The organism is Chloroflexota bacterium (assembly GCA_026708035.1).
Taxonomy (GTDB): domain Bacteria; phylum Chloroflexota; class UBA11872; order UBA11872; family UBA11872; genus JAJECS01.
Window position 1 is genome coordinate 1 of sequence record JAPOVQ010000001.1, and the last position, 18,785, is coordinate 18,785.

The 18,785-nt window shown below is 67.5% G+C and carries 17 protein-coding genes; 11 read left to right on the forward strand and 6 right to left on the reverse strand.

All coding sequences use genetic code 11. The features are described from left to right. Nucleotides 1–92 precede the first annotated feature (92 nt). The gene (locus tag OXG33_00005) at nucleotides 93–1,184 is read right to left on the reverse strand and encodes a Gfo/Idh/MocA family oxidoreductase (GenBank protein ID MCY4112311.1); all 1,092 of its coding nucleotides are present in this window, start codon (nucleotides 1,182–1,184) and stop codon (nucleotides 93–95) included. A 61-nt stretch (nucleotides 1,185–1,245) separates the two neighbouring features. Continuing rightward, on the reverse strand, nucleotides 1,246–2,418 hold the full coding sequence (locus tag OXG33_00010) for an ABC transporter substrate-binding protein (GenBank protein MCY4112312.1): 1,173 nt from the start codon (nucleotides 2,416–2,418) through the stop codon (nucleotides 1,246–1,248). A gap of 125 nt (nucleotides 2,419–2,543) precedes the next feature. Here OXG33_00010 and OXG33_00015 point away from each other — a divergent pair, with 125 nt between their 5' ends. The 7 genes from OXG33_00015 to OXG33_00045 all read left to right on the forward strand — a co-directional run bounded on the left by OXG33_00015 (nucleotide 2,544) and on the right by OXG33_00045 (nucleotide 7,962). After that, on the forward strand, nucleotides 2,544–3,041 hold the full coding sequence (locus OXG33_00015; GenBank protein MCY4112313.1) for an AAA family ATPase: 498 nt from the start codon (nucleotides 2,544–2,546) through the stop codon (nucleotides 3,039–3,041). Between the two features lie 171 nt (nucleotides 3,042–3,212). Then, nucleotides 3,213–3,902 (forward strand): HAD-IA family hydrolase, encoded by a 690-nt coding sequence (locus OXG33_00020; GenBank protein MCY4112314.1) that lies wholly within the window; start codon nucleotides 3,213–3,215, stop codon nucleotides 3,900–3,902. A 57-nt stretch (nucleotides 3,903–3,959) separates the two neighbouring features. After that, nucleotides 3,960–4,400, forward strand: a complete 441-nt coding sequence (locus tag OXG33_00025; GenBank protein MCY4112315.1) for a glyoxalase/bleomycin resistance/extradiol dioxygenase family protein — start codon at nucleotides 3,960–3,962, stop codon at nucleotides 4,398–4,400. Further along, nucleotides 4,400–4,861, forward strand: a complete 462-nt coding sequence (locus OXG33_00030; GenBank protein MCY4112316.1) for a VOC family protein — start codon at nucleotides 4,400–4,402, stop codon at nucleotides 4,859–4,861. The genes OXG33_00025 and OXG33_00030 overlap by 1 nt, the downstream gene beginning before the upstream one ends. A gap of 8 nt (nucleotides 4,862–4,869) precedes the next feature. Beyond that, nucleotides 4,870–5,499, forward strand: a complete 630-nt coding sequence (locus OXG33_00035; protein MCY4112317.1) for a YdeI/OmpD-associated family protein — start codon at nucleotides 4,870–4,872, stop codon at nucleotides 5,497–5,499. A 32-nt stretch (nucleotides 5,500–5,531) separates the two neighbouring features. Continuing rightward, entirely contained in the window at nucleotides 5,532–6,746 is a 1,215-nt protein-coding gene (locus tag OXG33_00040) for a DUF3500 domain-containing protein (GenBank protein ID MCY4112318.1), read from the forward strand. Between the two features lie 157 nt (nucleotides 6,747–6,903). Further along, the gene (locus OXG33_00045) at nucleotides 6,904–7,962 is read left to right on the forward strand and encodes a phytanoyl-CoA dioxygenase family protein (protein MCY4112319.1); all 1,059 of its coding nucleotides are present in this window, start codon (nucleotides 6,904–6,906) and stop codon (nucleotides 7,960–7,962) included. Nucleotides 7,963–8,687: 725 nt separating this feature from the next. Here OXG33_00045 and OXG33_00050 read toward each other — a convergent pair. Then, entirely contained in the window at nucleotides 8,688–9,551 is an 864-nt protein-coding gene (locus tag OXG33_00050; GenBank protein ID MCY4112320.1) for a phytanoyl-CoA dioxygenase family protein, read from the reverse strand. Nucleotides 9,552–9,731: 180 nt separating this feature from the next. Here OXG33_00050 and OXG33_00055 point away from each other — a divergent pair, with 180 nt between their 5' ends. The 3 genes from OXG33_00055 to OXG33_00065 all read left to right on the forward strand — a co-directional run bounded on the left by OXG33_00055 (nucleotide 9,732) and on the right by OXG33_00065 (nucleotide 12,892). Then, nucleotides 9,732–10,292: a DUF2269 family protein gene (locus tag OXG33_00055; GenBank protein ID MCY4112321.1), complete on the forward strand. Its 561-nt coding sequence runs from the start codon at nucleotides 9,732–9,734 to the stop codon at nucleotides 10,290–10,292. A 139-nt stretch (nucleotides 10,293–10,431) separates the two neighbouring features. Next, a complete protein-coding gene (locus OXG33_00060; GenBank protein MCY4112322.1) occupies nucleotides 10,432–10,929 on the forward strand; it encodes a carbonic anhydrase in 498 nt (165 codons plus the stop codon). A 355-nt stretch (nucleotides 10,930–11,284) separates the two neighbouring features. Continuing rightward, nucleotides 11,285–12,892, forward strand: a complete 1,608-nt coding sequence (locus OXG33_00065) for a SulP family inorganic anion transporter (GenBank protein MCY4112323.1) — start codon at nucleotides 11,285–11,287, stop codon at nucleotides 12,890–12,892. A gap of 57 nt (nucleotides 12,893–12,949) precedes the next feature. Here OXG33_00065 and OXG33_00070 read toward each other — a convergent pair whose 3' ends face one another. Further along, nucleotides 12,950–15,706, reverse strand: coding sequence for a hypothetical protein (locus tag OXG33_00070; protein ID MCY4112324.1), 2,757 nt, complete (start codon nucleotides 15,704–15,706; stop codon nucleotides 12,950–12,952). Nucleotides 15,707–15,711: 5 nt separating this feature from the next. Here OXG33_00070 and OXG33_00075 point away from each other — a divergent pair, with 5 nt between their 5' ends. Next, nucleotides 15,712–16,461: a hypothetical protein gene (locus OXG33_00075; GenBank protein MCY4112325.1), complete on the forward strand. Its 750-nt coding sequence runs from the start codon at nucleotides 15,712–15,714 to the stop codon at nucleotides 16,459–16,461. 5 nt (nucleotides 16,462–16,466) lie between these two features. On the opposite strand, the gene OXG33_00080 is transcribed toward OXG33_00075, so the two are convergent. Both OXG33_00080 and OXG33_00085 read right to left on the reverse strand, forming a co-directional pair. Then, the gene (locus OXG33_00080; protein ID MCY4112326.1) at nucleotides 16,467–17,483 is read right to left on the reverse strand and encodes a glycosyltransferase; all 1,017 of its coding nucleotides are present in this window, start codon (nucleotides 17,481–17,483) and stop codon (nucleotides 16,467–16,469) included. Nucleotides 17,484–17,565: 82 nt separating this feature from the next. Beyond that, nucleotides 17,566–18,747: a glycosyltransferase family 4 protein gene (locus OXG33_00085; protein ID MCY4112327.1), complete on the reverse strand. Its 1,182-nt coding sequence runs from the start codon at nucleotides 18,745–18,747 to the stop codon at nucleotides 17,566–17,568. Nucleotides 18,748–18,785: the final 38 nt, after the last annotated feature.

Consider the following 18,785-nt stretch of genomic DNA (forward strand, 5'->3'; position numbering starts at 1 on the left):
CCGCCTGGCGACGCCCCATGGTCCGCCCCGCCCCTGGGTTTATGCAAAGGTCTCCTGAGGGAGAGGGAGTCGGACGCCGGAATGACTGAGAGTCACGCAACGGTATCCAAGTGCGCCAGCACGATATCGCGTACCAGCGCCACGTGATCCACGGCCTCGCGGCCCGGCGTGAGCGGCTGCTCGCCCCGCCTGATGCAGGCCGCGAAGTGCTCCAGCTCGAGCTTGAACGGGTTGGCCTGCCATGACCGGGTGGTCTTGGCGGGGTGGCCCTCGGCGTCGATCCACTGCACGGTGACGTCGGTCGGAATCCCGCGGCTCCATCCCGTGGGGAACGACGCGATCACACGATCGCGCGAGCCGTAGACCGCGAGCGTTTCCTCGAAGCTGAACAGCTCCGGCAGGTCGATCCAGTTGCACACGGCCCGCGCGCCGCCGGCGTACTCCAGCACTGTGGTCAGGGCGACGCCGCCGGACCAGATGTCGGTGCTCACCACGCGGCGCGGGCTGCCGAACATGCCGTGCAGGTTGCCGATGTCGTGGATCATGCTGCCGTTGATTGCCCCGAAGGCGCTGAGCGTGGCGGCGTCGACCCGGTCGCGGCCCAGCGCCTCGGCGACGAGCCGGTCCGACTCGGCGCGCCCGGTCTCGATCACCTCAGGCGGCAAGTCCGACGGCACGTGGTAGTCGAACGTCGCCAGGTGCAGCGCGTTGTCGGGGTGCAGGTGGTTGACCTGGATGAAGCGCACGTCGTCGATCTGCGCCACCCGCCGCTGCGCGAATTGGTAGGCCGGGTCGTAGCGCTTCATGTAGGCCGCCTGGTAGACGACGCCGGCGCGGTCGGCGGCGTCGGCCATCGCCTCCGCCTCGGCAACCGCGTAGCACACGGGCTTCTCGACCAGGATGTGCTTGCCGGCCTCGGCGGCCGCGATGGCCGGCGGCGCATGCGAGCCGGTCGTGCAAACGATCACCGCGTCGATGTCGGACCGCTCGACCAACTCTCGGTAGTCCACGTGTTGCCGCTCCGGCGGCACGCCGTAGGCGGCGCCGACGTGCGCCAGCAGCTCCCGCGAAAGATCACACAGCCCGGCGATCTCGAACTCGTCCCGCAGCTCAACCAGGTGCGGCAGATGCTGTATCTGCGCAATACCGCCGCAGCCGATGACGCCGATCCGAATCCTGCTCACGGTCCGCACCGCCTGGAATCTGACACGGACACATGACCTGTCGACGCGGGGCTCACGTGGCCTAACCGCCGCTCAGGACCTTGTAGCCGTAGTTGTCCTTGGTGCGTTCGGCCACGGGGAGCACCTCGACCACGACGCGGGATAGCCCCACGACCTCGCCGTCGGCGTCGAAGCTGTAGTCGTCGCCGAGGGCGCCGCTCCAGGTGATGTCGTAGAGGCAGTCGCGGAATCCGTCGGCGTCCTGGTCGTCGCCGGTTTGGCTGAGGCACTCCGCCGCGATGTAGACGGTGTCGTAGGCGGAGCCGAGGTGCCAGGGGAGGGTGATGTAGTCGTAACGCTGCCGGAAGTCGGCGAGCACCGACTGCGCCTTGGCGTTGTTGGGGTCGGGCGCGGCGGTGATGGCTTTGACCCCGGTGGCCGCGTCGCCCGCGATTTCGAGCGAGGTGCTGCCCACGGTGATGGTTTCGCCGTAGATCGGGCCGGTGTAACCCAGCTCTCGCGCCTGCTTGATGATGGTGCCGGCCGCGAACTCGGCCTGCGGCGTGACGTGGAGCGCGTCCGGGTTGGCCTCGAAGAGCTTGGTGAGCTGCGACCGGAAGTCCGTGACGTCGGAGCCAAAGCGCTCCTCCGCGACGACGGCGCCGCCGTTCTCCTCGAACCGCGCAACGGTCGTGCGCCGGACGCCCTCGGCGTAGTCGGTTTCCTCGGTGATGGTGGCCAGGGTGCGGATGCCGTCGGCCCAGAGCACGTCGCCGGTGCGGATGCCGACCTCGATGTCGCTGATCTGGGTGCGGAAGATGTAGTCGCCGGCGTCGGCGATATCGGGGTTGCTGGCCAGTCCTGAGAACAGCACCACGCCGTCCGCCTCGGCCAGCGGCGCGACGCCGAGCATGGCCCCGCTGCACGATGTTCCGAGGATGATCTTCACGCCGTCGACGTCGGTGAGCTTGTTGTAGGCGTTGATTGCGTCCTGGGCGTTGCACTTCGAGTCCTCGACGACCAGCTCCAGCCGGCGCCCGTCGACGCCGCCCGCGGCATTGATCTCCTCGAGGGCCATGAGCTTGGCCTGATTGGCCACGGTGCCGTAGGTCTCGCCAGCGCCCGTGAGCGATTCCATGACCCCAATGCGATAGGGAGTTGCGTCATCCGCATCCTCGCCGCAAGCCGCGAGGACCGACACGACACCAGCCAGGAGTCCTAGGGCGACAATTCGTTTCAATAATGAGAAGCGCATGAAGTACTCCCGCAGAGCAAATTGGCCGGCGCCGAGCGCCGCCGATGCACACTGTGTGCGCAGTTTAGGGCCTCATCCCGCGAGCGCCGCCCGAGATGGCAAAGGAACTAGCAAGACACCACCCCATGCTCTTGATCTTTGGCGGCCTGCCTGCCGCGGGGAAGACGGCAATTGCCACCGAGTTGGCGCGAGGCATTGGGGCGGTGCATTTGCGCATCGATTCCATCGAGCAGGCGCTGCGCAACTCCGGAGTGGAGATTTCGGGGCCCGAGGGCTACGTGGTCGCCTATGCGGTCGCGGAGGACAACCTGAGACTGGGCCGCACCCTAATCGCCGACTCGGTGAACCCCGTGGAGGTGACACGAGCCGCCTGGCGAAACGTCGCCCAGCGAGCAGGCACGCGCTGCGTCGAGATCGAGATCGTCTGTTCCGACCATGCCGAGCACCGGCGCAGGGTGGAGACACGGAAAGCCGACATCGCCGGCCACCGACTACCCACGTGGCGTCAGGTGTGCGACCGGAAGTATGAACCCTGGGACGCCAACGTCGTCGTCGACACAGCCGGACAGCAGGTTGAGGCCAGCGTCGCGGCACTGCGCGAGAGACTGGAAGGCCGTGCGTAGGAACTCCAGCCTGAGGCCATTGACGCCGCCTGCGGCATTGATCGCATCCGTGGCCACGATCGTGGTCAGATGAACCACGGCGCCGTAGGTCTCACACGCGCCCATCAGCGCATCCATGACGCCCATGCCAGACAGAGCCGCCTCGCCCGTGTTCTGGCCGAAGGGTGACCGGTGCTCGACTTCGACCGCTTCCAATGGGTCAGCTTCGACTGCTACGGCACCCTGATCGATTGGGAGACCGGCATTGCGGAGGCGGTCGCCCCGGTCCTCGCGTCCCACGGCATTCGCAAGTCGAGGGCTGAAGTCCTGGCGCTGTTCGCCGACGCGGAGCCCCGAGTGCAGTGCGCAGGCTACCTGGAGTACCGCCGCGTCTTGCGTCGCGTGATGGCCTTGATTGGCAGCGATCTCGGCTTTCAGCCCACCGAGTCCGAGCTGGCATGCCTGGCCGAAACCCTGCCACGATGGCCGGTCTTCCCGGACACGTTGGACGCGCTGCGGGCGCTGCAATCGCGCTTCAAGCTCGCGGTCATTTCCAACGTGGACGACGACCTGTTCGCCGGGACGGCCGAGGTGCTGGACATCGACTTCGACGCCGTGGTCACGGCGCAGCAGATCCGGAGCTACAAGCCGAGTCTGCGCAACTTCCACGCCGCCGCGACGCGCATGGCCGTCACCACGGACGCCTGGCTGCACGTCGCCGAGAGCCTCTACCACGACATCGCACCGGCAAACCGGCTGGGAATCGCCAGCGTCTGGGTGAACCGCGCGAATCGCGGCGGCGGCACGCGCCGCGTCGACGCCGTTCCCGACCTCGTGGCGCCCGATCTCGCCACCCTGGCGCGGATAATGTGCCTGCCGTGACCGGCGGCCGATCCTGCCACTGCAATCCGCGCTGACCACGAGAGAGGAGCGACTCGCGTGGCACCGAACAGGAGCATATTCGTAAACCTGGCGGTGAAGGACGTGGACAAGTCAGTCGCGTTCTTCACCGAGCTGGGGTTCGAGTTCAATCCCGCGTTCACCAACGATCAGGGCGCGTGCCTGATCATCAGCGAGAACATCTTGGTGATGCTGCTGGCGGAGCGCTTTTTCGGCAGCTTCATTCCCGGGCGGCGGATCGCCGACACCTCGGATACGACCGAGGCCTTGCTCGCGGTGTTCCTGGCCGAGAGGGAGAAAGTGGACGCCATGCTCGACAAGGCAGTTGAGGCGGGTGGAACGGCCTTCCGGGAACGGTCGGAGTTTCAAGGCATGTACGGCGGCGCATTCCAGGACCTGGACGGGCACATCTGGGAGATCGGTCACATGGGTCAAGCGGCGGCGGCGGACGTCCCGCAATCACCGGAGGACAGGCCGTGATGGCGACGACATCCAAGCTCAGCCCGTTTCTCTGGTTCGACGGTCGATCCGAGGAGGCCGCCGAGTTCTACGTCTCGGTGTTCCCGAACTCTCGGATTCTGAGTGTCTCGGTGATTTCGGAAGGCCCCGCCAAGGGCGAGGCGCTGGTGGAGTTCGAGCTCGACGGCCAGAAGTTCGGCGCCGTGGACGGCGGACCGATGTTCGACTTCACGCCGGCCGTTTCGTTCGTTGTTTCCTGCGACTCGCAGGAGGAGATCGACTACTACTGGGACCGGCTTTCGGAAGACGGCGAGCCGGGCCGCTGCGGCTGGCTCGAGGACAAGTTTGGCCTGTCGTGGCAGGTGACCCCGTCGATATTGCCCGCACTGATGGCGGGCAATACGTCGAAGCTGATGGAAGCGCTGCTCGCCATGGACAAACTTGACATCGAGGCGCTGCGCCGCGCGTCCGAGAGCGACTGAGCCCGCCAGTGATTGCTGAGCTTGGCGCCCACCCGAGCGATGGACGGCTGCTGCTGCACGCGGAGACTCAGGCCGAGTGGCGGGCGTGGCTGGAGCAGAATCACCAAAGTGCGGACGGCGTGTGGCTCGTCTCGTGGAAGAAGGCCACGGGCAAGCCGTTCATTCCCTATCCCAACACTGTGGACGAAGCGCTGTGCTTCGGCTGGATTGACTCGCGGCCCAACCGGGTGGACGACGAACGGGCGATGCGGCTATTCACGCCACGGAAACCGAAAAGCCTCTGGTCGCGCATCAACAGGGCGAAGGTGGCGCAACTCACGGAGCAGGGCCGGATGGCGCCGGCCGGCATGCGAATGGTCGAGACGGCGAAGGCAAACGGATGGTGGACGGTCGGCGACGAGATCGAGGACCTGGTGATCCCGCCCGACTTGGCTTCGGCCCTGGCGGCCAATGAGACGGCGAGGGACTGCTTCGAGCATTTCGCCGCCTCGGCAAAGAAGAGCATCCTGTGGTGGATCAAATCGGCGCGGAAACCCGAGACCCGGGCCGGGCGCATCGCGCGGACCGTCGAGTTGGCCGCGGAGAATCGCATGGCCAACCATCCCAAGGGCCGGGACCAGGGGCCGAAACGGCGCTAACGTTGGGTTGGCATGGCGATTCTGGAAGCGACATGATGGTTAGGGCGCTCGTCGTTGCCGCGCTGGCGGCCTCTGTGCTGTTTGCCTGCGGCGAGGACGCATCCGAGACGGCCGAGCCTCAGGCGCCAGCGGTTTCGACCATCACCGTGCAGGCGTCCCCGGCGCCGGCGCAACCGGTGCCCACCGCAACCGCGTCGGCGGCTTCGGCGGCAACCACGGTGCCGTCCCCAGCCGCGACGGTGGCGGCGATTTCGCCAACAACAGCGCCCTCGCCCGCAGTCACGACGGCCGTACCGGCTCCTGGCGTTGCGGTCTCCGAAGCGCTTGGTGTCGTTGACGCCGCCAATGCATTCCTCGACGCGCTCACCGAGGACCAACGATCGGCGGCGCTGCTCGCCTTTAACTCGCCACTGCGCCCCAACTGGTCAAACCTGCCTCCGGGATTGACTCCCTTCGAGCACAACGGCGTCCGGATTGGCGATCTCGACGCAACGCACACCGAGCTTCTGCACGACTTTCTGCGGGCGGCTCTGAGTCCCGACGGCTACGTCAAGGTTGTCGGCATCGTGGGGGCCGAAGACGCGCTGGCCCTGACGTCCAGCCGGCAATTGAGCGCGGACAACTACTGGTTGGCCTTCTTTGGCGAGCCCTCCGCGGACCACCCCTGGGGCTGGCAGTTCGGCGGTCACCACCTGGCGGTGAACGTGACGGTCGTGGACGGGCGCTCGTATCTCTCGCCAACACTGGTGGCAATTCAACCGGCGTCCTACGAGGTCGACGGCGTCACCGTCGCGCCTCTGGCCGCCGAGGTGCAGGCCGGACTGGCACTGATGAATGCCCTGGATGAGAGCCAGCGGGAGGCGGCGCGGGTGCAGCGTCCCAGTGAGCTGTGGGCCGGCGCGGGCAAGGACGGCGTGCTGCCGCCGCTGGAAGGCTCAGCTGTGGCGGGGTGGAGTGAGTCCCAGCAAGACCTGCTGCTGGACGCGGTCGCGCAGTGGGTCGGCCTGCTGCCCGCCGCGAGCGCGAAGATCCGCATGGTCGAGATCGCGGACTACCTTGGCGATACCTATTTCGCCTGGCACGGCAACGTCGACGCCGGCCGGCCCATCTACTACCGCATCCAGGGACCGGCGCTCATCATCGAGTTCGCCACCCAAAGCCGCGCCGGCGGCGACCGCGCGCACTACCACTCGATCTATCGCGACCCGACAAACGAATACGGCGCCGCGGCGGTCGATGCCCGCTGATCGCCTCGAGCGAGCTTCGAATTCTGATTCCCAGCGATGCCTGGGGCCGTAGTCAAGGTCCGGAATCCGCCGTTTCCAACTTGGGCTGCGGCGGCGAATCCGCCATAATGACTTCCCGTCAACATCGGTTGGATTCGCCTAGCGAGGCAGGACTTCCATGACGATGACTTCCCCCGCCGTTGCGCAGGCGCCGCGGCTGACGACGGACCAGATTGCCCAGTTCAAGCGCGAAGGATTTCTCGTGCTGCCGGGCGTGGTCGATCCCGAGCTGTGCCGGCAGGCGCGCGATCAGATGTGGGACACGATCGCGCAGTACCGCCCCAGCATGCGGCGCGACGATCCCTCCACCTGGACCCCGATCAGCGACGAGGAGAACGCCAGCTATACCCGCGAAGTGACGGGCGGCGACCCCTACTTCGGCGGTGGAGGGCACCGGTTCTACATCCGCAACGGGGCCGAGGATTTGCTGCTGGACATTGGCGCCCGCGTCGTGTGGGACGTCGCCGAGCAGCTGTTGGGCGAGGGCGAGGTGGTCTACCCCGCAGGCCTGGACGCCACCGGCCACACCACGGGGCCGTGCTACCTGACCGAGGGCGCGGTGAAGGGCATGGAGTCCCACCTGGGTGACAAGACGAGGGAATGGACCGGTCCGCCGACCAATAGGACCGGACCGCTGCGCCTGCCGAAGACCGGTCCCCACTGGGTGACGGGCCAGGGCACGCGCGGCATGTATTGCACGCTGCCAAACGGGTCCCCCCGCGGACCGAACTATCCCTCCGCCCATTCCGGCGAGGGCATGGGCTCCGAGAGCCGCTGGAAGGTGCAAACCGCGGTCTACTTCGACGACCTGCCGCTGGGCGCGGGCGGCCTGCACCTCTGGCCCGGCAGCCACGCCAGGGTCTGGGAGGCCTACCGCGAACTCAAGCAGAGCGGCTCGGGCGAGAATTATGACGGCTACAACCACCCCGTGGTGGCCGACATCAAGGCCGACACGGAGCCGGTGGATACCCACGGGCCAGCGGGCTCAGTGGTGCTGTGGCACTCGATCATGCTGCACATGGCCGGCGTCAACACTTCGAGCGACATCATCCGCCAGGCGACGCTTTACGCCTTCGCCAAGACGCCGGAGTCCATGCCGGACGAGAGCGTGGAGAATGAGACCCTCGACGACATCTGGAAGGACTGGTCGGACGAGGTGCGGGCGGTGGCGGTCTAGGAGGTCTAGGAAGTCGGGCGGCACCCTCACCCCAACCCTCTCCCGTCAAGGGAGAGGGGGTCGGGCAGGCGGCGCCCTCAGGCTGACCCTCACTCCAGCCCTCTCCCTTCCAGGTGGAGGGGGCAGGAGTCGAGGGAGAGGGGGGCGGGCGGCGCCCTCAGGCTGACCCTCACCCCAGCCCTCTCCCTTCCAGGTGGAGGGGGCAGGAGTCGAGGGAGAGGGGGGCGGGCCGCGCCGGTGTTCATCCGGTGCGCTGAGGTCGTGCGCTCTAGATTCCTCGCTGCGCTCGGAATGACGGTCATTGGGGCTGTGGTCGGGCTGGTCCCGGCACCCACACTCCAGCCCTCTCCCACCAAGCGACCCCTGCAGAATCGGACGGGCTTGGGGATGACCGGGCGCACGGCGACCGCCCCCGGGTTCAATGAAGGGTGGATTCCCGCCCCGTATCGAGTACGGGGCAGGCTCTTCGCGGGAATGACGAAGTGTCACGCAAAGGTCTCCGATGGGAGACGCTGGCCGAGTCCCGGACGGGCGGGGCTGAGACCCGCCCCTACCCCGCGTTGTCAGTGCGCCTCCTGGCTCAGCCGGACTGGATTCCGGCTTTCGCCGGAATGACGGAGGGATACGCGAGGGTTCAATCGAGCGGTAGCGGAGACGGGCGGGCGCCCCCTCACCCCGGCCCTCTCCGGTGGGAGAGGGAGCCGGACATCCGGGCTAGGTTCGCGCTAGCCGGCGGCGGCTTGCTGTCGTTCGGCGCGGACCTTGGCGGAGAGCGCGGCCAGGTGGCCGTCATTGGCGAGGCGCTGTTCCAGGTGCCGCATGCGCTCCGGCGAGGCGGTTTGGAGCATTATTTCGCCGTAGGCGCGTTCCATCTCGTGCCGTGACAGATTGGCCACCGACTTTCGAACGGGCTCCAAGTCGTCGTCGGGTTGCCGCGCTTGCATGTTGATGGTGAACATGCGCCGCCGCGTACCGCCCCCGAACGACGCGTGCTTGATCTCGTGATTGAATACCAGGACGTCGCCGGGTTCGGTTTCCAGCGCAACGGACGGCACCTCGGCCCCTGACAGGCCCCACGTCTTCTCGGGCAGCGCCCCGCGCTCGTCGAGCGGCGTGCGGTAGTAGTCGACGGCGCCCAACATCCGCCAGAAGCGGCCGCCCTTGTGGTGGCTGCCTGGAATCACTCGCAGGCTGCCAGACGCGGCGTCCAGCGGATCCAGGTAGAACGCGGTCTTGATGGGGAGCTTGGCTCCCCAGCTCGTGTCGGAATGCCAGGGCGTATCGCCGCTGTAGACGTTGCCGTCGCTGGTCATGTAGTTGAAGTCCTCGCCGCAGATCGAGGACCCGATGCCGAGGACTCGCGGGTCGTCGAGCAGCGAGCTCAGATACGGGTGCTGGTCGATGAACGGCACCACTACCGTCAGCCGCTCGTCCAGATCATCCGACGCTCCGTCCAGCCCGCCGCCATTGGCCGTCCACACGTCGCGGAAGGCGTCGTTGAGCGCGTCGACCTCGTCGCGAAAGAGGCCCCGCAACGCCAGGTAGCCGAAGGTCTTGAAGAATCGCAGTTGTTGCTCGGTGAGTAGCATGGCGCGCTCCGATCCGCTCGTGCTCACTGCCCGCCCCACGAATGCTGCCACCTTCGCACCTGCCGCGCCAGCGGTGGGCGCGCTTGGCTTGGGGCGCGATCCGCCGGTGGCCCGAATAGCCCGCCCGGTAGTGGGTCGCTATGCTCAAGCGCCCGCCGAGTGCCATCCGGTGGACCGACCATGCGCTATATCGGCCGAAATGAACTGTTTGGCTACGGATTCCTGACCGGTGTGGTGGTGGTGCTGTCGCTGCCCCTGTTTCCGTACCAGTGGCACGTGTTCATGCATATTGCCGGGGCGGTCGTCTTCCTGGGCAACATCATCGTCACGGGCGTGTGGATGCTGCTGGCGGAGCGAACGCGGAGCATCCCGGTAATCCACTTCTCGGCCAAGGCGGTGATCCGCGCGGACTTTCTGTTCACGCTGCCCGGCGTGCTGCTGCTCGTGATCAACGGGGTGGTGATGGTGGTTGACCGGTGGGGCGGGTGGGACGCGTTTCATCAGATCTCGTGGGTCACCATTGCGCTGGGGCTGTTCATTGCGTCCGGCGTGATCTGGGTGGGCGCCCTGCTCCCCGCCCAACATCGCATGGCGGTGTTCTCGGACCCGTTGGCCTATCCGGATTCGCTGCCGCCCCGGTTTGTCTCGGCGATCCGTCAGTGGTATTTCTGGGGCGTGCTGGCGATTCTGCTCCCCGTCGCCTCGCTCTACCTGATGGTGCACAAGCCGGTCTTCGGCTAGGCCATCCTCGTCGGCGCGCCGGGGTCCATGGCACATGTTGGCGCAGCACGGATTTCATTTAGAAGCAAGCGTCGTGATATATTGCTTGGGCAATACCGTCGCTTTATTTCTTGTTTTCCCTACATGAGAGGGGAACGATTTGACTGAAATCGACGAGGTCTTGGCAAGCAGCGCCAGCTATGCGGCAAGCTTCGGCGCGGGGGATTTGACAGCGTCGCCCGGGCGCAGCCTTGCGGTGGTGGCGTGCGCAGACGCGCGCATCGACGTGCACAGAATCCTGGGGCTCAAGGAAGGCGACGCTCACGTGATTCGAAATGCGGGCGGCGTGATCACCGACGACGTGATCCGGTCGCTGATCATTTCCCAGCGCCTACTGGGCACCCGCGAGGTCATGCTCATCCAGCACACTGACTGCGGCATGCTGAAATTTCGCGACGACGACTTCAAGGACGAGATTGAGGCCGATACGGGGATTCGTCCGGCGTTCGCGCTCGAAGCCTTCGCAGATCTCGAGCAGAACGTGCGGCAGTCCATCGCCCGAATCCACGTCAGCCCGTTTATTCCACACAAAGATCAGATTCGGGGGTTCATCTACGATTGCGCCTCGGGCAAGATCACGGAGGTTGCAACGGAATAGCTGAAAAGCATAGCTTGAAGCAAACTCTATCAATCACTAATCCTCAATTCATAATCGGCTGATAAGACACGCGCTATCGATTGGATATATCCATCGTTCCCATGATACTTCCAGAAGAATTGTCCGCATAGTTGGTTGGTGCTATAGTCTGGCATCGATTGGCTTGGCGGGATCCGCGCGGCCCGTCACACGGCAGCGAGGGGGGCGCGTTGCTCATTGTGGCGACTGCTTGGCGTAGCGCAATGCTCCGGCCGCAATCGTCGAGCAACGGGTCGGCGGACCTCGTCGATTCGGACACAGCACGCGATCGGCGTCGCCGTCCGACCGCGGCCGGACGTGCGGCAGGCCCTTGGTCGTGAGCTACAACCTGCAGACCCTCCGCGGCGACCTTTTCGGCGGTGTCACGGCGGCCGTGGTCGGCCTGCCGGTGGCGCTGGCCTTCGGCGTCGCCTCGGGTCTTGGCCCAATCGCCGGCCTTTACGGCGCGATCGCCGTGGGGTTCTTCGCGGCGGTGTTCGGGGGGACGAAGTCGCAAATCTCCGGCCCCACCGGTCCCATGGCCGTGGCGATGGCGGTGGTGGTGGCCACCCACGCCGACAACCTGGCCCAAGCGTTCACCATCGTCATCATGGCGGGCCTCATCCAGCTGCTGCTGGGGGCCATCCGCGTCGGTCGTTTCATCGCCTACACGCCGTATTCCGTGATCTCCGGGTTCATGTCCGGCGTAGGCGTGATCATCATCCTGGTGCAGACGCTGCCGTTCGTGGGCGCTTCGGTCGCGGAGGGCGGCCCCGTGGGCACGGTGCGCGCCTGGCTGGACGTGCGCAACGACATCAACTACAGCGCCTTGGCCATAGCCGCGGTCACGCTGGCGGTGGGGATTGCGTGGCCGGGCCGGCTGCGCAAGTACCTGCCGCCGACGCTGGCGGCGCTGCTGGCCGGCACCCTGCTGAGCGTGCTGTGGCTGAGCGATACGCCCCTCATCGGCGAAGTGCCAACGGGCCTGCCGGACCTGCAACTGCCGGACGTGTCCTTCGGCGCGTTGGCGGCCGCCGTGCAACCGGCGCTGATCATTGCGCTGCTGGGATCCATCGACAGCCTGCTGACGTCGCTGGTGGCCGACTCGATGACCCGCACGCGGCACAACCCCAATCGGGAGTTGATCGGTCAGGGCATCGGCAACATGGCCGCCGGCTTCATCGGGGGCATGCCGGGCGCCGGGGCCACCCTCGGCACCGTAGTGAACCTCCGCGCCGGCGGCCGCACCCCGGTCTCGGGGGTGCTGCGCGCGGCCATCCTGCTGGCCTTGGTCTTGGGTCTGGGGCAATTCGTCGAGGCCATTCCCCACGCGGCGTTGGCCGGAATCTTGATGAAGGTCGGCTGGGACATCATCGATTGGCGGTTCATCACCCGCATTCACCGGGTGCAGCGCGAACACCTGCTGGTGATGCTGATCACGATGGGACTCACGGTGTTCCTGGACCTGGTGACCGCCGTGGCCATCGGCCTGATTGCGGCCGGAATGGCGAGCGCGCGGCAGTTCGAGCGCCTGGAGATGGACAGCGTGGTTTCCACGCCGCTGCTCGACCAGAGCTTTCTTGCCGGCGCGGAGGGCGCAGACTCCTTCGCCGCGCGCGTCGGCCTGGTGTCGTTGCGGGGAAGCTTCTCGGTGGCCTCCGCGAACAAGCTGATCAACACCATCAGCGTCGACATTCGGGATCACGACGTTGTGATCCTCGATTTCTCCGACACGGTCTATATGGACGACAGCGCCGCGCTCGTGGTGGAGCAGATGATCGATACGGCCATTGCCGAAGACACGCAGTGCATCGTGATGGGTTTGGGAGGTCGGCCCGCCATCACGCTGCAGGCCCTCAACGTACTGCGACGCGTTCCAGCCGATCGCTTCGTCGCCACGCTGGACGACGCGCAGACTACCGCACGGCAATTGCTGGAGGACTAGCCCAGCGACAGGAACTGCCCCGGTGGCACGGTCACGGCCGGACGCACGGCGGGGGCATCAACGGCGTCCTGGGCGTCGGCGTGCTCGCCGCAACATCGAGCAGCAACGGGAGAAGTCGACGCCGGTAGCCGTGAGGCTCGCCACCAGACCTCCGGCGGTGACGGCGGCTATGGCGATGCCGAGGTCATACCAGGGCTGCGGCGCGTACTCGAAGGTTATCGCGGAGTCTTCGGAAACCGGCAGGAAATAGCCGTTCCAAAGGCCGTCGGCGAGCAGCGGGGCGAACGCTTCGCCGTCCACCCAGGCCAGCCAGGTGGGATCGTACGCCCGGCGGAGAACGACGAACGCCCAACCGCCGGCGCCGCGCGCGGTGGCTTCGATTCGCGTGGGCTCGCGCGTCGAGACTTCCAGACGCGGCTGGACCAATGCGGGTGAGGCCGGCGCGCTCGTGGGACGCCAGTCGGCGGGCGCGAGGGCCAGGGTGCTCACGGCTTCGAGCCCGGATCCGGCGGTCACGCCGATATCTCCATCCGCCGCGGCTCCGACGCGCATCCAGCGCCAGCCGGACGTCGGTGCAGTGGTGGTGAGGTGCGCGCTGGAGTTAGCGGTCGCAACGTCGAGCCAGGTCGAGCTAGGGCTGGTGAAGACGCGCAGCCAGACGGAGCGGTCGTGGTCGTCGGGAACGTGAATCCGCAGCGCGTCACGCTCGCCTCCCGGCGTGGCGAATGCCAGACCCAGGCCGTAGTCCGACGCCCAGTCGTGGAGCCCCTCCCGTCCAAGGCGCTTGAGCCAGGACTGTCGCTCATCCGCGTAGGCGCCGCCGCGGGTCCAACCGCCCCGTGTGCCGTCGAAGCCAAACCAGCCGGTGACGGGCATCAGCTCAACGTCGGCGGCGGCGGCGAAGATTGCGTCGGTGGTTGGCTGCGCGGGGGCGACCGAGTCAGGCAGCGGCGGACGCGCGCGGTGGTTAGCCAGGATGCGCGTGGCGCCGGCGTCGGCGTCGGCAGCCAGCCCGTCGCTCCAGGCCGCGCCGGTCGATTCGAGCACCGCCGCAGCGGCGCCGAGCCCGAACGCCATGGCGTTCGGGCCGGACGCAACGACCGAGGCGCGAGGCAGCGCGGCGAGGGCCGTGGCCAGCGCGTCACCGGCCGGTTGGTCGCGCATCACGACCACGTGGCTGAAACCCGCGCGTTCGGCGGCGGCGAGCGCCTCGGCAGGCTCGATGCCGTAGATGTACTCGATCCAGCGACCGGGGACGGGCGACGGCGGCGCCGGCGAACGCGTATCGCCGGTGAGGGATGGATTCGCCAGGCTCGCCGCCTCCATCAGGCGCAGGGTGCGCGCCGGGTCCCAGGGCGCGGGCCGGTCGTCGGAGGACACGACCAGGATTCGACCCTCCGGCCCGGCGGCCGCGTCCGCCGCCCGCAACACGTCGCGATAGTCCGCCGGCAGCGGTCGCGGGAGGTAGCCGGGTTGATCAGTGCTCCACAGCAGCGGCACGGCGGGAATCGCGTGGACGCCGAGCGCGAGGGCGACATAGCCCGCCAGCAGTGAAGGACCGAGCGCGCTTCGCGTCCACCCGCCGGCCCCAACCCGGCTGAAGAGATCGGCGACGACGAATCCGGCGCCGAAGGCCTGCGCCAAGATGAGCAGACCGACCACCCGGTCCGGTTCACGAAAGACCCACAGGCCGGGAACGGCATTCACGGCTGCCTGATAGATGTCGGCCGTGAGCCCCCAGTTCGACGCGGCCGCGACCAGGGCCGCCGCGTATCCCCCGACGGCCAGATAGAGTGCGGGCGGTCCCCACCGGCGTAGAGCAACGGCCGCCAGTGGCAGCGCCGCCACCGCCCATCCGGCGAACTCCCAGGGCAGCCGGCCGGCGCCCGAGGGAATCAAGACCCCATGCCAGTTGGCATTTGCGGCTCCCTGGAGCGTGGTCGGCAGGTCCTGGTGTCGCGCGAGCACCGTGCGCGTTTGGTCCATGAGCGTGTAGGCCGGGTCGGGGCTGCCTCCGTAGAGCTTGACTGCGACATACGGCGCGATCTGGTAGGCCAACAGCGGGATGAGCGCCGCCGACCACACGAGGCCGTCGGTCAACGCCCGCCGACGCTTGACCGGGCACTGCACCATCGTGCCGACGACCCACGCGGCAATCATGAGCGTGGTGAAGACCAGGTAGTGGGGCTGCGCGGCGCCCAAGAGCGCGAAGACGAGGGCGGACGCAACCGTCCAGCGCCGCTGCGTGGTTCGCGTGCCCTCGAGATAGAGCCCCAGGACAAGCGGCGCCGCCGCCCATTGGGCCAGCAGCCAGCTGTGCTCCAGTCGCGCGATCGTCCACGGATTGACCACCAATGCCACCGCCGCGACCATGGCGCCCATGGCTGCGGCGGTGCGAGGAATCTCAGTGCGCCAGCGGGCGAACAACGCAAATGCGGCGAATGCGCTGACGTATCCGACGCCCGCGATCCACAGCACGATCAGCCGGGCATACGTCGCGCCGTCCAGGCCGAGCGCTTTGGCAACGCCAACCAGAGTGAGTGTGATCGGCAGGCGTCCGGTGCCCGCGATGCTCAGCGTCTCGCGCGGCGACCACAGGGGATAGACGCTGTGCTCGACGACGCGATCCAGGAAGAGCGAGGGATAGAGATCACGCTGTTGCAAGTCGCCGGGGGTCGTGATGACGGCCCAGAACACGGCCACCACGATCAGCGCGCCGGCGGCGAACGCCAGCGCCCAGGGGCTTGCCAGCCGTACGCCGAGCCGCCAGAGGGACGGCAGCGGCGAAGGGCTGCGACCTGGACGGCGAGTCACTGCCGATGACGTGGCGTCGATTGGGAATGGCGCGGGGTGTGCTGGCGGCTTTGAGTGTAGTCGCGGCTCTGGCGGCCGCCCTGGCGCTGGGAGGCGCGGAACGCCAGTGGCCGGCGTTCCCGACCTACGCGTTCAACCTGGACTTCGGGCCCGCCTTTGCCGGCGGCAGCCTGGAGCAGACGTTCGCGGCTCCGGCCACGCCGCTGCGCCGCATCGAGCTGCGTGCGGTGAGCCCCTGGCCCGAGACCGTCACGGTTCGGTTGCACGATGTCGGCGATCCGGCAGCGGTGGTGCTGGTCGAGTCCAGCGTTGGGATTGCCGCCGACGGCGCGATACGGCTAGACGTTCCGGGGACGGTGGATACCAGTGCACGGTTCCTGCAGATCCAGGTCATCAATCCGCCCGATTCACCCATGCCCTTAGCGCTCCAGGCCAATCACACCGACCCCTATAGGGATGGACAAGCCGCCATCGGCAGCGACCCCGGTACGGGTTCGGTTGACCTGGTGCTACAGACCTGGCGGCGTGTCACGCCGACGGCGCTGGGGATGGAGGTGCTGCGCGCGAACGCGCTCGGCGCCCTCTTTGCGCTGGTGTCGCTCATCGCGCTCGCCGGTCTGGCGCTGGCCTGGTTCTGGCGTCGATTTGCCGACCGATCTCGATCGGTGATGGCGGCGGCTGGATTGCTGGGCGTCGCGGCGGGACTTGGACTTCTGCGCGTCGGCTTCGAAGTCCTCGCGCCCTGGGTGACCTGACCGGGCTAGCCGCCCCACTCGGCGCGGCTGTGCGGCCGCGCCGCCCCCAGCAGGCGTCGCAGCGTCACCGTGCCGTAGACGACCAGCGTGATCCAGCACGCGGGCAGGTGGTAGAGCCAGGCGCGATCCCGCCGCCGCAGCCAGCCAATCGCCGCCTGGACCAGCAGGGGCGCCACGGTCAGCGTGGCGGCGGCGAATAGCAGGGCGCCGCGCCACGGCGGGGCGGTCGGCCCCGTCCGCATGCCGGCCGCGCTGAAGTAGAGAAAGTCTTGCGCCCGCCGGGTTTGCTTGCGGGCGAACTGTCGTAGGGATTGGGCGTAGTGGTGCGCGATGCCAAGGTGCAGCTTGGCGACGTGGACGAAGGACCCAGAAGTGCCCGAGTGGAGGATGTCGACATCGAAGAGATACCCGTCGCGCACGGCGGCGGCGGCAACCGACCGCCGGGTGAAGAAGCCGTTGGCCCCCACCGTCGGCAGGCGCTCGCGACGGAACCGAACCTTGCGGAAGGTGGGAGTCTCCTCATAGACCTCGTGATCCACGCCGGTCCACTTGCCCGTGACGAGGCATTCGCGGTCGTAGGTCCCGAGAAAGAGGACGAAGGGATCGTTCATGCCGAGCAGCGCGAAGTAGCGGTCGAGCGCGGGCATCGTGTCCAGGGCGGTGAATCGGATGGGCTCGGCGCCGGCAACTTGTGGATCGCCCAAGGCGTCGACGACGGCCTCCAGGGTGGATGGCGACGGCAACTCGTTGTCCGAGTCGACAAAGCCCACGATCGCGTGGGTCGCCTGCGCCAGACCGGCGGCCTTGCCGGCTTCACCCGTGACCAGCGGGTTTTCGACCACCGTGCAGCCCGACGATTCGGCGACGTTGCGCGTCGTGTCGGTTGAGCCGCCGTCGGCGACGATGACTTCCAGCCGATCCGCCGGATATCGCTGGGCGCGAATCGACCGGAGGGCGATTTCAAGACTCCGCGCGCAGTTGAGCGTGGGAATGACAATCGAGATTCCGGGGGCATCCGCCATGGCAGGCAGTATGCCGAAGCGTCCCCCTGAGCGGGTCGGCTCGACTCCGCCACCACGACGCGGTATTCGCGCGCGGCGACTCCTACGCGTCGTTGCCGGACGCGCCGCCGTTGTCGGCGTCGAAGCCATATTGCCGGACGATCACGTCCACGTTTCGCTCGGAGAACCGGCGCTCAGCCTCGGCGCGCGCTTGCTCGCGGAGCGCGTCCAGACCGGCGCGATCGGCCAGCATGTCCTGCAGTCCCGCCATGAACGCCTCGGCGCACGGCTCAACGAGCCGCCCGATTTCGGGAGTCACGGCTTCTCGCAGACCGCCGAGGTTGCTCGCGACGATTGGCGTGCCGGCCGCGCTGCCCTCGAGCACCACGATTCCCGCCGCTTCTTCGTACTGCGACGGCACCAGCAGCAGGTCAGCCGCGGCATACATCGAGGCGATGGTGTCGAGGCGTTCGGCTGGCGGGCCGGCAGGATCCTGCATGAGCGTCAAGTTTGGCAACGCCGTTGAAGCCTCCGCGACCTCGGTTCCCATATCTCCTTCGGCGCCCAGCATCCGGAATTGCACGTTGGGCAGGCGCCGGGCGAGCTCGAGAACGATGCCCACGCCCTTCTTGCGCAGGAGTCGGCCAACAAAGAGGCAGGTGGGCGTCGACTTGGGCCAGCCGAGCCGCGGGCGGGCCTCGGCCTGACTGCGCGGCCGAAACACTTCGAGGTCGACCCAGTGCTGATGGGCGGTGACGCGAGCCGGGTCCAGGCCGATGGCGAGAAGCTCCTGCCGGGACGCCTCGCTCACGGTCAGCACCCGATCGGCGCGCCCGAGCAGGGAGCGCACGGCTTGCGCGAGCAGCCGGCGCTGCCGCAACTCGTAGATCGCGTGCATGCTGACGACGATCGGCTGCGGCGCACCGGTCCAGCGCATCCCCAAGGCCGCCACGGCGGCGGCCAACCCGTGCGCATGGATGACGTCGAAGCCGTCGCTATGGCGGATACGGTGTCGGACGGCGCCCACCAGCAGGCCGGGAACCAGGTAGGCAAACACCAGCGGCGCGTATGGTTCGATGCGCGGATGCCATCCGCGCCCAAACCACGGAATGCGGATGACTTCGCCGTTTGGGAGCGGTTCGCGCGACGGGGCCTTCACCGGGGCGACCAGCGGTTGGTGCGTGAGGAGCGTGACCCAGATGTCGCGCCGCGCGAGCGCGGCGATGAGGGCATCGATGTGCGTCTCGACGCCGCCACGATTGGGCGAGGCGAAGGGTGACAGCATGAGCACACGCCGACGGTCGCCGGAGTGCGAATCGCGCG